Source organism: Agarivorans sp. Z349TD_8 (genome assembly GCF_050870825.2).
Lineage (GTDB): Bacteria > Pseudomonadota > Gammaproteobacteria > Enterobacterales > Celerinatantimonadaceae > Agarivorans.
In genome coordinates, this window is record NZ_CP194037.2 from 4,715,159 (window position 1) to 4,727,081 (window position 11,923).

Consider the following 11,923-nt stretch of genomic DNA (forward strand, 5'->3'; position numbering starts at 1 on the left):
GAATGTTAAAGGTGTATCAAACCCTCCATCACTACCATGGTCCGGTCCATCACCGTGTGGTATTGAGCTACGAGTTACGCAAAAAGGCCCGGTTCAAGGCGCAAACCGAGGCCCAGCAAGACATTGGCTTCTTCTTAGAACGCGGTCAGGTGCTACAAAATGGTCAACTGCTGGAAGCCGACAATGGTGAAGTGGTTGAAATTAGAAGTGCCGATGAACTGGTCACCACCGCTTATAGCGATGACCCATTGATGTTCGCCAAAGTCTGTTACCACCTAGGCAACCGCCATACCCCTCTGCAAATTGGCGAGGGTTGGGTTCGTTTTCAACCCGACCATGTATTGCAAGATTTAGTGGAATTGTACGGTTTGCGGGTGGAGCAACACCAAGGCCCCTTTGATCCCGAGACAGGAGCCTATCACAGCCACTTACCAGGACACAGTCACTAATGGCCAGTATGGCGCAACTGCAACTCATGCGACTGGTAAGCCCCAGCTTACCAGTGGGAGGGTTTGCCTACTCGCAAGGTTTGGAGTACGCCATCGAAAATGCTTGGGTGACTAACCCCGCCGCGCTAAAAGCTTGGGTCCAGGGCTGTTTGGAAGCAGGCCTTGCCTGCCTGGATATCCCAATGCTCGCGGCCTTATACCAAGCTTGGTCGATACAAGATTACCGCCGCTTTGAACAGCTTAATCTGGAACTCATCGCCAGCCGAGAGACTCGGGAATTAGAGTTAGAAGACGTTCAAATGGGCAATGCGCTGCGCGTTTTATTACAACAGCTCGACGCCGACATCATCGCGCCATTAAGTGATGAACCGATGAGCTGGACCAGTATGTTTGCGGTTGCTGGTGAACATTGGCAGATCCCACTCAACGACTTGGCAGATGGCTACCTATGGACATGGTTAGAAAACCAACTAGCGGTGGCGGGTAAAACGCTACCGCTCGGGCAAACCGCCTGCCAAAAGCTACTTAGCGAGTTGCTACCCTTGTTGCCGCCCGCACGCGCCTATGGCCTGGCTTTGCCCTTTGAACAAATTACCGGGTCGCTGCCCGCCTTAAGTTTGGCCAGCACCCTTCACGAAACCCAATACTGCCGCTTGTTCCGCTCTTAATCGGCGAAACTGAGCCAATCGAGGATATAAAATGACCATTAAACAAACTTTACGCGTCGGGGTCGGTGGCCCTGTCGGTTCGGGGAAGACCGCCTTACTGACCGCCCTTTGTCGTGAACTGAAAGACCGCTTTAACCTAGCGGTGGTAACCAACGACATTTACACCAAAGAAGATGCCCAGTTTCTGTTGCGTCACAACGCACTGGCCGAAGATCGGATCTTAGGGGTTGAAACTGGTGGCTGTCCCCATACCGCGATCCGTGAAGATGCCTCGATGAACCTTGCTGCAATCGCCGAGTTAAACCGTCGGCATCAAGGCCTAGATTTAGTGCTGGTAGAAAGTGGCGGCGATAATCTCAGTGCCACCTTTAGTCCAGAGCTGAGCGACTTAACCCTGTATGTGATTGACGTTAGCGCTGGCGATAAAATTCCCCGCAAGGGCGGCCCAGGGATCACCAAATCTGACCTACTGATCATCAACAAGACCGATCTGGCCCCTTATGTAGGTGCCTCGCTGGACGTGATGGATCGCGATGCAAAAAAAATGCGCGGCGAACGCCCCTTTGTTTTTAGCAATCTCAAAACCAACCAAGGTTTACAAGACATCATCAACTTTATTATCGAGCAAGGCATGTTAGAAGAAAGCTCTGCAAACCTCGCCAATTCAACCCTTTAACGGAGATCTCCCATGAAAAAATTACTTAGTATTGGTTTACTCGCCCTGGTCAGCTTCCCCAGCTTGGCCCATGAAGGCGTTCATAATGGCTTGAGCGCGGGGATCTTACATCCACTGACTGGTCTTGACCACCTGCTCGCCTTAAGCCTTATTGGTCTATTAGCCAGTCAAACGGGCAAACTCAAGCTCAGCTTAATGCAAAGCCTGTTCGCCTTAGTTTTAGCCGCCGTTGTCGCCAGCTTTGGTTTTGTGCCACCGATGCTGGAAACGGGTCTCGCCATTTCACTGTTAGTGATGGCGCTATTAGTGGCCAAGCTACTGCCCAGTTCGGCGAGTGCAGTGACCGCTGCGGTTTGTATTGTCGCCGCACTTCATGGTGCAGCGCATGGTAATGAGGTGCCAGCAAGCGCCGATGTGAAGCTATTTTTTGCCGGCTTTATTGCCAGCTCGATAGCCATCATTTGTGGGGGGTATCTGCTTGGAAACTTGGTTCAACGTTCACCCTATGGTCTAAAGTTGATGCGCGGCTATGCCAGCGTAGCGGCCTTCTTTGGCATCTCAGCCTTAATCGCTTAAACCTTACCCAGTGCAGCAAACCTGCTGCACTGGGTACTCGCCGCCAAGCATCGACTTAGCGGCGACAAAGCTCACCAAGTACGGCATAATGCCGCCATGAATTGCGATCCCCTACAGCAACATCCGCTGCATCAGACTTGCCAACAACACCCGAACCGGGTGGCCCTGAGTATTGGCGAACAGCACTATAGTTATCAACAGTTACAGGCAATGGTGGGCGTTACCGCAGCACAACTGCGTCGGCAAGGCCTTAGCCGAGGCGACCGACTCAGCTGTTTTGGTGATGACCAGCTACGCATGTTGCTACTACAGTTAGCCAGTTTAGAACTAGGCTATATTTTTTGCCCACTCAACCACCATCACCCAGTGAGTCAACTGCAAAGCCTTAGCGAGCGAATTGATGCCAAGTTCTATTGGACTGATAGCCAAGCAACACTGAGCGGTCGCCAAAGAGTTGAATTTAATCCTCAGCAAAGAGATTTAAAGGCAATTTCGCCAGACCAAATCCAAGCCAGCCAAGCGATAAGCATAGTGTTTACTTCAGGTAGCAGTGGCCCAGCAAAGGCGGTGGTGCACAGTTGGACAAATCATTACTTCAGTGCCTTGGGTTCGCACAGCATGCTCCCGCTGGTGCCCCAATCTCAATGGTTATTATCCTTGCCGCTTTATCACATTGGTGGACAGGCCATTGTATGGCGTTGCCTATTAGCGGGGGCCGGGATCGTCGTGGCACAGAACAAGGGCCAACTGTATGCCGACTTAGTGAGCAGCGCCACCAGCCATGTCTCCTTAGTACCAACGCAACTTTACCGGCTATTACAGCGCCCCGATTTTAACGCTGCCAATTTGCAGCTAAGCACGCTCTTAATTGGCGGCGCAGCCTGCAATGATAGACTCATCGATGCAGCGCTCGAGCGGGGATTTCAGGTCTATAGCTCCTATGGTAGTAGCGAAATGAGTTCACAGGTGGCCACCCGCAACCATCGATTAGGCCAGCGAGGCTATCAATTACTGCCCTACCGACAAGCCAAAATAGAGGCACAACAAATCCTGCTACGGGGCGAAACACTATTTCTCGGCTATTGGCAGAATGGTAGGATTTGCCCAGTCGTCGACCAAGAGGGCTGGTTTAACAGCGGTGATCATGGGCGAATGCAGCAAGATAATCTTTATCCCTTAGGTCGCAGTAATCATATGTTTATCTGTGCAGGTGAAAACATCCAGCCAGAAGAAATCGAACAGGCCTTGTTGCAGCACCCGCAAATTAGGCAGGCGATTGTGGTGGCACAAGATAGCGCCGAGTACGGCCAGCGACCAGTAGCGTTTATCGCCGGTCCAAACGGCTTGACAAGCCACCGCTTAAATCAATTCTTACGGCGGCAACTAGCGGCTATCAAACTGCCGATAGCCTATTATGCTTTGCCAGAAACCAATTCGCTGAAACCCTCGCGCAGCGAATTAACCAAGATAGCGAATCACAAATCCAGTTGTTGTGACCAGTGTTGATACTCAAAAATTGTAATCCAAGATTGTTGATAAGCATGTTGCAGCGCGCTGTGCTGCTGTTCTTTCAAGTTAATCTCACTGTCGGGAACAAAACAACAAGTCCCTTTCAAAAATTGCTCTCGTTCAGCTAAATAACGATTTAATAAACCGGTTTTTGCAAAATCGATTTCACTTTTCATAAGCACTCCTTACAACCAAATTAATCGCTAGCGCTTGGTGCCCGCGCCCGCCAAACAGCGGCGCTGCACTCGACTTAGATTTATCACGCTTGGCGATCCCCGACAAGCTTTATTCAACAGACAAGCGAGCAAATCAGCTTACCGGTCACGAATAACAGCTTCACCGCCTTCCAGATACAAACAAAAACCAGCGTTCAAAAATGATGAAAGCTTATCCTAACAGCTTACTCTGCAATCATTTTCTGCTAGCCTTATACAAGGCTTCCCAATCATAACGAGTAATGATGGCCCTCCCCAACATCCAATTACTGCGTCAGTTTGTACAATATTACGAACAAAGCCACCATTTTCCTGAACGAACCAGCGCAACTCAACGCAAGCAACTATTTATAGAACTTGAGCGCCAGCTTAACTGCCAGTTGTTTAATCGCGATTACCAGAACCTAAATTCGCAAGGGCAGCTACTTTATCAACGAGCGAAACAACTACATTCTCAGCTAAACAACTTACTCAGTGACCAACAACACCCGATTCAGCCACAACAAATCATCATTGGAATAGATGAGTTTGTACCTTGTCAAAGTCTATTGCACTACTATCCACGCTTTATTAGCGAACTATCGCTGCAACAGTTAAAACTAGTGCAACTTGGCTCACAACAGCTATCTGAACAATTAATCCAAGGGGAAATTGATATTGCCTTACGAGTTGCCCGTCAGCAAAAACCTGTAAAAACCCATTCGCGCCGTTACTGCAATCTTAGCTTAGCCCTCGCCTGCGCTGCACGGCATAGTTTGAGTAAACACCAACAACTTAGTGTCGAACAATTACAAGGCCATCGCCAGCTTTGCTTACCTCATCTTCCCATCGAACTGCAACTCAACCGAGTCAATTGTTGGCAACTGGAACATCGCGAGATCCTTCATGATCTATTGGTATTAGGTATGGGATGGGCCTTTGCCCCACGGCATTGGTTAGAAGCGAGCTTTCGTAATGGCAGCTTAATTGAATTACATCTGAGTAATTATTTTTCACCAACCAAATTAGAGATAGAAATACTATGGTTAAGCAGCCAACGAGACAGCCAGGTCGCCCATTGCTTAAACCTGTTAGGACTGAGCGCTTATGATGGATGAACACGCCACCCTTGCCGCTTTACAAAGCTTTGTTTGTTTAGCCAAGCAAGCCGACCTCAATGCTTGTTCCGAGCAGCTGGCTTTGCCCGCAGAGCGGATCCTAGAGCAACTGGAACAACTGCAGCAGCAACTGGCCTGTAGTCTATTTGTACAAACCGGTCAGTTCTATCAATTAAGCCACGCAGGCCTAGCCTTAGTTGAACAAGCCGAGCTAATTGTGGGTCGTTACGCCGAGCTCCAGCGACACTGTCAGCACTTGCAACAGGCCAAAAGTTTACAACTCAGTATCAGTTATCAAGCCTGGTTTCCCAGCCCTTGGTTAACTTTACTCGCACAGCAGTTACATCGTTATGATCCGCTATTGGAGCTCCGCTTTAGCGGTTCTCAACAACACTCGGTACACTTTAGTTTTTCAGCGAACAAGCAACATGCAGCAGCTGAAGTATTCCCCTGGAAACAAGCGCAGCTCGTAAAAGTGGCACATCCCAAACTAGTGAATCATCGCCAGCAGTTCGACGCACATTTAAAGCTTTTCGATATGAGGGAGCCACAGCAAAGCAATCTGTTTATGGGTGAAACCTTGCTACTCGATGCGCTACAAGCGGGCCTCGGGTGGGCAATATTGCCACAGATCAGTGTCGAATCACGCTTAGCCGAAGGAACCCTCAAAGCCTGGCCAAATCTGCTAGGCGAACAAGCAACATACATTCATCTATCGGCGCACTGTCCGAGCGACCTCCGTCACTTTTTGATGCAGCAGAAAGATGTCGCTTAAACGGGCCGTCACTAACGGACAATGCCAATTGAAGCCGAGATAGGTATAATTAACCATTTCCAACATTCATCAATCGAGATCATGAGTCGACCCCATTGCGCCCGCTGTTTACGCCCACAAAGTCACTGCTTATGCTCATACATTCAACACTGTCGGCATCAGCATCCGCTTATTATCTTACAGCACCCAAGTGAACAGAAGCAGGCCAAAGGTACTGCTCACTTAGCTTGTTTAGCCTTAGAGCAAGCGCAATTGATATCTGGTGAGCAGCCCGAGGATTTCGCCGCCTTACGCCAAGCAGTAGAGCAACAACCACAACAGTATTGGCTAATTTACCCCAGTGAGCACAGTCAAAGCCTCGAACAACAGGCGTGTCTGGCGCTCACTCAGCAGACCACTCTCCATACGCCTGCGCTTTATCCCACGTTGATATTTTTAGATGGCACCTGGCGTAAAGCGCAAAAACTCTGGCACCTCAACCCTTGGTTACATGCTCTGCCCCAGTTTCACTTTACCAGCCCGCCTCAAGGCCAATATAAAATACGTAAAACCGCCATTGCACAGGGACTCTCCACTATCGAAGCCATCGGCTATGCCTTACAGCAAGTCGAAGCATTCAACCCTAGACCACTCTCCGCAATATTGGAAGCGCTGGTGACTCAACAACTCAAGGCGATGCCTCAGCAAGTTCAAGCCCGTTACTAAATCCTGAGGAACGGATAGCCAAGCGACAAATAGTGACAAGCATCATTAAATTAACATATTCGCAACATTGGACTGGCGATTTAGCGGCTGTGATTTATAATTACATTAGTCGGTTGTCGCTTTTAGATGCTCAGGCTGTAATACTTGGTTTACCAAGCGTTATGCCTTCCCAATCTACTAGCGGTGCCGGCTCGCCTATATTAAGCCCACATTCGATCAACATTAAGCTAACATTCGATACAAATAACCATGACCTAGCGTGCAGAATGTGAAAAAATAACCATTCCTCTGTGCTTAGCGAAAGACCTTGTCGATATGGATGATAAAAAACGCCCACTTTACTTACCCTATGCCGGACCGGCACTGTTAGAAACCCCACTACTGAACAAAGGCAGCGCCTTCAGCCAAGAAGAGCGGATTTTCTTTAACTTAGAGGGACTACTGCCCGAAGCCATCGAAAGTATCGATGAACAAAGTGAACGAGCCTACAAACAATACCAAAGTTTCACCAATGATCTTGATCGACATATTTACCTACGCAATATTCAAGATACCAACGAGACTTTGTTTTACCGACTCGTCGAAGACCATATCAGCGAGATGATGCCAATTATCTACACTCCCACCGTAGGCGCGGCCTGTGAGCAATTCTCTAATATTTATCGTCGCTCTCGGGGGCTATTTATTTCTTACCCCAATCGCCACCGTATCGATGAACTACTGAACAATGCCACCCGTCACAACGTAAAGATTATCGTGGTGACCGATGGCGAACGGATCTTAGGCTTGGGCGATCAAGGCATCGGAGGCATGGGGATCCCAATTGGTAAATTGTCGCTGTACACTGCGTGTGGCGGGATCAGCCCAGCCTACACCTTACCCATCGTATTGGACGTGGGCACCGACAACCAGCAGCTATTGAATGACCCAATGTATATGGGATGGCGTCATCAACGGATCGGCGGCGAAGAATACGCTCAGTTCATTGAGTTATTTATGCAAGCCGTGATGGTGCGCTGGCCGGAGGCTCTGATCCAATTTGAAGACTTCGCCCAAAAAAATGCCATGCCACTCTTACAACGCTATAAAGATCAATTGTGCTGCTTCAATGACGATATTCAGGGAACTGCAGCAGTCGTCGTCGGTTCATTATTAGCCGCCTGTAAAGCCGCCGACTCGGCGTTAAGCGAACAAAGGATCACCTTTGTAGGCTCAGGGTCAGCCGGTTGTGGGATCGCCGAAGCGATTGTGCGCGCCATGATCGAAGAAGGGATCAGTGAACAACAAGCCCGCAGCCAAGTTTTCATGGTCGATCGCTGGGGTTTACTGCAAAGCAACATGCCCAACCTGTTAGACTTTCAACAGCGCCTGGCACAACCCGCCGAGCTGCAGCAACTATGGGGCTTGAGCAGTGACAGTCTATCCTTACTCGATGTGGTCGAACACGCAAAACCGACCGTGCTGATCGGCGTCTCTGGCGCCCCGGGAGTATTCAATCAAGCGATCATAGAAACCATGCATCGGCACTGTGAAAAACCCATCGTATTACCCTTATCAAACCCTACCAGCCGAGTTGAAGCACTTCCCGAAGACATCCTTCGTTGGACCCAAGGGCAAGCGCTAGTGGCGACCGGAAGCCCCTTTTCTCCAGTAAAACTAGGAGAGCAGAGCTACCCCATCGCCCAATGTAACAATAGTTACATTTTCCCCGGCATTGGCCTTGGCGTCTTAGCGAGTCAAGCGACTCGAGTCAGTGATGAGATGTTAATTGCCAGCAGCCGAGCCTTAGCCGAATGCTCACCGTTGGCCAATGACGGCGAGGGGGCTTTGCTGCCTCCCCTCGAAGAAATTCGCATCGTTAGCAAACACATCGCTTATGCGGTCGCCAAAACGGCCATGCAACAGGGTTTAGCAATCCCCATCTCTGATGAAGTATTAAGTCAGACGATTGAAACCAGCTTTTGGCGCCCAGAATACCGTCACTACAAGCGCACTTCGTTCTAAACTTTGCAAGCACTCAACAGTCTCTAAAGCTGTTGAGTGCTCGCACTTGGTTTGAGTTAAACTAAATCTTCCTGAGCCTTTCGGATGATTGATTCAGCATGTTTCCAAGGATTGTTATCACTTTATTCCCAATAAAATACCACCAAAGATTAATCGCCGCCCAATCATCTCAAACTCAGCTAAACCGAAAAACCATAAAACTCGGGGAAAATAAGTAGCGATACCAACACTAAAATTTGTAGCGCGATAAACGGAATAACACCTTTGTAAATATCGGTGGTTTTAATCGCTGGGGGAGCCACACCTTTTAAATAAAACAAGCTAAAACCAAAGGGCGGGGTAAGAAAAGAAGTTTGTAAGTTCATGGCGATCAAAATCGCAAACCAAGTTAAGTTAATCCCCATCAGGTCGGCAACCGGATATAACATCGGCACCACGATAAACGATATTTCTACAAAATCGATAAAGAAACCCAGCACCAATATGACTAACATCGTTAAGATCAAGAATCCCCATTTATCTCCAGGAAGGCTGGTCATCACTTGCTCAATGACCTCTTCGCCACCGGTGTAGGAAAACACCATCGAGAAAGCCGTCGCACCAATGAAAATAGCGAACACCATCGCAGTAACGTTAACCGTTTCCAAGGCCGACTGATAAATAATTTTCCAAGAGAACTGACGATATAACAAAGACAACAAAACAGCGCCAACACCACCAATCGCCGAAGATTCAGTGGGCGTAGCAATGCCATAGAAGATAGAGCCCAATACCGCAATCATTAAGCTTAAGGGGGGAGCTATCGCCTTAAAGGCCTTCCAACAAGGCTTGAGACCATGCCCAGCAACTTGATCCTTAGGTAAAGCGGGGGCCATTTCAGGCTTGAGAAAGGCAATCAGCAACACATATAAAATGAATGCCCCAACGAGCACCCCTCCCGGCATTAATGCGGCCTTGAATAGGTCGCCAACCGGAACTCCCATCACATCCCCTAGAATAATCAAAATAATCGACGGCGGAATAATTTGACCAAGGGTGCCCGAGGCACAGATCACGCCAGTAGCAAGCCCCTTGTTATATTTATATTTCAGCATCACCGGCAAGGAAATAACCCCCATCGCCACCACCGAAGCGCCCACCACGCCTGTTGATGCAGCCAACAACGCGCCAACTAGAATGGTGGATACCGCTAAACCACCGCGTACGCCTCCAAATAGCTGGCCCATCGCTTCCAATAGCTGTTCAGCAAGACGTGTTTTTTGCAACACGATCCCCATAAAGATGAACAACGGTACCGCCATTAATACTGAGTTTTGCATGATGCTCATGATACGAAAGGGCATAAATGCAAATAGCTCGAAGCCTTCGGAAAGAACCCCAAATACCAGCGCCACGCCGCCAAAAACAAAGGCCACCGGAAAACCAGTTAATAGCATGCATAAGGCTACGAAAAACATGACAATCCCAATCATGAAAACTTCCTTTTAGCGACGACGAGTTAGTGCTGATTTCGCAGCTGAATTAAATTTTTGAGTAACATGCCTAGGCCGCTTAACGCGACACATAGCGCTGAAATAGGGATCATCGCTTTAATTAGCCAGCGATAAGCCAAGCCACCTGGGTCACCACTAATTTCACCAAGATGATAAGACTCCAAGGCGAAGTCATATCCGTACCAAACCATCAACCCACAGAATGGTAACAGCAATAGCAGCACCCCCAAGCTGTCTATCCAAGCCTTTTTACGACGAGATAACTTGTCATAGATAATGTCCACTCGCACGTGTCCTTCGGCCTGTAAGGTCGAGGCAATTCCCAATAAAAACATCGCCGAGAATAAGTGCCATTCCAGCTCCTGCATACCAATTGAACTGGAGCGAAAAAAGTAACGCATCACCACGTCATAAAAGATATTTACCAGCATCAACAGCATCAATACCGCAGTGAGAGACGCAATTCCTTTAGAAAAACCATCAATAGCTCGTTGCCAACGCAACATCTTTCACCTCCCCTTTAATTTGTCGATGGAGGCGCTAGCCGCCACTGCCGCCAGCGCCTTAAGCCACTACAAATCTTGGGTACTATTTAAGTAACCTTGCTCAGAAATGGCAGTATAAGCTCGTATTTGCTGCATAAATTGCTGCTGCGATTGAATTATCTTAGCGGCCATCGGGTCGCTCGCAGCCTTCTCTTGGAGCAATGCATCATTGGCTTCCTTCAAGGCTTTAATCACCGTCACCGGGAAGGTCTTCACTTGAATATTTGGATACTCCTGCAACATGGTTTGCCAGTTCTTGGCACTTTCAGCATAGGAATGAATAAACATGTCGTAAGCCGCCTTACGCATCGCGACCACAAGGATCGCTTGCAAATCTTTCGGTAAACTTTCAAGCTTTTTCTTATTCGCGATAAACATTAACTCAGTGGCTGGTTCATGCCATCCCATGTAGTAGTAGGGCGCGATTTTATGGAAGCCCATTCGCAGATCCAATGATGGCCCCACCCACTCCAGCGCATCGATAGTATTCCGCTCTAAGGCGGTATATAACTCACCGGGCGGAATATTCACTGGTGTTGCGCCAAGCTTAGCCAATACTTCACCTGCAAATCCAGGAATACGCATTTTAAGATTCTTTAAATCGTCTACCGAGTTAATTTCTTTGCGGAACCATCCCCCCATCTGTACTCCAGTATTCCCGCCAGGAAAGGGCAGCAAGTTATGCTCAGCGTAAACCTGATCCATCAAGGCTTGACCGCCACCATATTGCAACCAGGCATGTTGCTCAGGGGCATTCATACCAAAGGGCATCGTAGTGAAGTAGAGAGTATTCGGGACCTTACCTTTATAGTAATAAGAGGCGGAATGACCTAAATCGTATTGACCACTTTTCACCAAATCAAACACGCCAAACGGCGCTTTGTGTTTGTTGGCGGAGTCGACCCGAATTTTTAAACGCCCATTGGACATCTCGTCGGCCATTTTCACCATGTTTTTCACAGCGTCACCAAATACTGGAAAATTGGGCCCCCAGCTTTCGGCGAGTTTTAATTTATAAACTTTCTCTGCGGCCAAAGCCGTGGAACTAAAGGCAATAATGACCGAAGCCAATAATGTTTTACTGCAGAGGGACTTAAGCATGTGATTCACCCTTTCCTTATCATCCGTTGATTATTTTAGGTATGACCAGTATTCGCTGCTCACGAATTGAGCACCAACAATGTTATCATATTGTTAACGGGACGCTATCC

The 11,923-nt window shown here is 48.5% G+C and carries 13 protein-coding genes; 9 read left to right on the top strand and 4 right to left on the bottom strand.

The window, feature by feature from the left end:
* The first annotated feature begins 2 nt into the window (after nucleotides 1-2).
* The 5 genes from ureE (at nucleotide 3) to menE (ending at nucleotide 3,875) form a co-directional block, all read left to right on the top strand.
* Nucleotides 3-449, top strand: coding sequence for an urease accessory protein UreE (gene ureE / locus ACRRS1_RS21300; RefSeq protein ID WP_432468773.1), 447 nt, complete (start codon nucleotides 3-5; stop codon nucleotides 447-449).
* On the top strand, nucleotides 449-1,117 hold the full coding sequence (locus ACRRS1_RS21305; RefSeq protein ID WP_432460416.1) for an urease accessory protein UreF: 669 nt from the start codon (nucleotides 449-451) through the stop codon (nucleotides 1,115-1,117). Before ureE ends, ACRRS1_RS21305 begins: the two co-directional genes overlap by 1 nt.
* Nucleotides 1,118-1,148: 31 nt before the next feature.
* Nucleotides 1,149-1,793, top strand: a complete 645-nt coding sequence (gene ureG / locus ACRRS1_RS21310) for an urease accessory protein UreG (protein WP_432455506.1) — start codon at nucleotides 1,149-1,151, stop codon at nucleotides 1,791-1,793.
* A 12-nt stretch (nucleotides 1,794-1,805) separates the two neighbouring features.
* A complete protein-coding gene (locus tag ACRRS1_RS21315) occupies nucleotides 1,806-2,369 on the top strand; it encodes a HupE/UreJ family protein (protein WP_432455505.1) in 564 nt (187 codons plus the stop codon).
* Between the two features lie 96 nt (nucleotides 2,370-2,465).
* Nucleotides 2,466-3,875: an o-succinylbenzoate--CoA ligase gene (gene menE, locus ACRRS1_RS21320; protein ID WP_432468772.1), complete on the top strand. Its 1,410-nt coding sequence runs from the start codon at nucleotides 2,466-2,468 to the stop codon at nucleotides 3,873-3,875.
* Here menE and ACRRS1_RS21325 read toward each other — a convergent pair.
* Complete coding sequence (locus ACRRS1_RS21325; protein ID WP_432455503.1) at nucleotides 3,845-4,054, bottom strand: hypothetical protein; 210 nt, start codon at nucleotides 4,052-4,054, stop codon at nucleotides 3,845-3,847. The two genes, menE and ACRRS1_RS21325, sit on opposite strands and share 31 nt — an antisense overlap.
* Before the next feature lie 281 nt (nucleotides 4,055-4,335).
* Here ACRRS1_RS21325 and ACRRS1_RS21330 point away from each other — a divergent pair, with 281 nt between their 5' ends.
* The 4 genes from ACRRS1_RS21330 (at nucleotide 4,336) to ACRRS1_RS21345 (ending at nucleotide 8,674) form a co-directional block, all read left to right on the top strand.
* Nucleotides 4,336-5,190, top strand: a complete 855-nt coding sequence (locus ACRRS1_RS21330) for a LysR substrate-binding domain-containing protein (protein WP_432460418.1) — start codon at nucleotides 4,336-4,338, stop codon at nucleotides 5,188-5,190.
* Nucleotides 5,180-5,965 carry a hypothetical protein gene (locus ACRRS1_RS21335; protein ID WP_432460419.1) on the top strand — a complete coding sequence of 262 codons (786 nt, stop codon included), beginning with the start codon at nucleotides 5,180-5,182 and terminating at the stop codon, nucleotides 5,963-5,965. Before ACRRS1_RS21330 ends, ACRRS1_RS21335 begins: the two co-directional genes overlap by 11 nt.
* 81 nt (nucleotides 5,966-6,046) lie before the next feature.
* Nucleotides 6,047-6,670 (top strand): tRNA-uridine aminocarboxypropyltransferase, encoded by a 624-nt coding sequence (locus tag ACRRS1_RS21340; protein WP_432460420.1) that lies wholly within the window; start codon nucleotides 6,047-6,049, stop codon nucleotides 6,668-6,670.
* A gap of 315 nt (nucleotides 6,671-6,985) precedes the next feature.
* Nucleotides 6,986-8,674: an NAD-dependent malic enzyme gene (locus ACRRS1_RS21345; protein ID WP_432455499.1), complete on the top strand. Its 1,689-nt coding sequence runs from the start codon at nucleotides 6,986-6,988 to the stop codon at nucleotides 8,672-8,674.
* Between the two features lie 179 nt (nucleotides 8,675-8,853).
* Here the strand turns inward: ACRRS1_RS21345 and ACRRS1_RS21350 are convergent, their stop codons facing one another.
* From ACRRS1_RS21350 to ACRRS1_RS21360, 3 genes are all read right to left on the bottom strand, one after another.
* A complete protein-coding gene (locus ACRRS1_RS21350; protein WP_432455498.1) occupies nucleotides 8,854-10,146 on the bottom strand; it encodes a TRAP transporter large permease in 1,293 nt (430 codons plus the stop codon).
* 26 nt (nucleotides 10,147-10,172) lie between these two features.
* The gene (locus ACRRS1_RS21355) at nucleotides 10,173-10,673 is read right to left on the bottom strand and encodes a TRAP transporter small permease subunit (protein ID WP_432455497.1); all 501 of its coding nucleotides are present in this window, start codon (nucleotides 10,671-10,673) and stop codon (nucleotides 10,173-10,175) included.
* Nucleotides 10,674-10,739: 66 nt separating this feature from the next.
* On the bottom strand, nucleotides 10,740-11,813 hold the full coding sequence (locus tag ACRRS1_RS21360) for a TRAP transporter substrate-binding protein (RefSeq protein WP_432455496.1): 1,074 nt from the start codon (nucleotides 11,811-11,813) through the stop codon (nucleotides 10,740-10,742).
* Between the last annotated feature and the right edge of the window lie 110 nt (nucleotides 11,814-11,923).

Excerpts from the sequence above, each read along its gene's own strand:
- menE (WP_432468772.1), top strand. The coding sequence starts at position 2,466 with ATGAATTGCGATCCCCTACAGCAACATCCGCTGCATCAGACTTGCCAA.
- ACRRS1_RS21355 (WP_432455497.1), bottom strand. The coding sequence starts at position 10,673 with ATGTTGCGTTGGCAACGAGCTATTGATGGTTTTTCTAAAGGAATTGCG.
- ACRRS1_RS21340 (WP_432460420.1), top strand. The coding sequence starts at position 6,047 with ATGAGTCGACCCCATTGCGCCCGCTGTTTACGCCCACAAAGTCACTGC.
- ACRRS1_RS21335 (WP_432460419.1), top strand. The coding sequence starts at position 5,180 with ATGATGGATGAACACGCCACCCTTGCCGCTTTACAAAGCTTTGTTTGT.
- ACRRS1_RS21350 (WP_432455498.1), bottom strand. The coding sequence starts at position 10,146 with ATGATTGGGATTGTCATGTTTTTCGTAGCCTTATGCATGCTATTAACT.
- ureE (WP_432468773.1), top strand. The coding sequence starts at position 3 with ATGTTAAAGGTGTATCAAACCCTCCATCACTACCATGGTCCGGTCCAT.
- ACRRS1_RS21315 (WP_432455505.1), top strand. The coding sequence starts at position 1,806 with ATGAAAAAATTACTTAGTATTGGTTTACTCGCCCTGGTCAGCTTCCCC.
- ACRRS1_RS21345 (WP_432455499.1), top strand. The coding sequence starts at position 6,986 with ATGGATGATAAAAAACGCCCACTTTACTTACCCTATGCCGGACCGGCA.
- ACRRS1_RS21325 (WP_432455503.1), bottom strand. The coding sequence starts at position 4,054 with ATGAAAAGTGAAATCGATTTTGCAAAAACCGGTTTATTAAATCGTTAT.
- ACRRS1_RS21360 (WP_432455496.1), bottom strand. The coding sequence starts at position 11,813 with ATGCTTAAGTCCCTCTGCAGTAAAACATTATTGGCTTCGGTCATTATT.
- ACRRS1_RS21305 (WP_432460416.1), top strand. The coding sequence starts at position 449 with ATGGCCAGTATGGCGCAACTGCAACTCATGCGACTGGTAAGCCCCAGC.
- ACRRS1_RS21330 (WP_432460418.1), top strand. The coding sequence starts at position 4,336 with ATGATGGCCCTCCCCAACATCCAATTACTGCGTCAGTTTGTACAATAT.
- ureG (WP_432455506.1), top strand. The coding sequence starts at position 1,149 with ATGACCATTAAACAAACTTTACGCGTCGGGGTCGGTGGCCCTGTCGGT.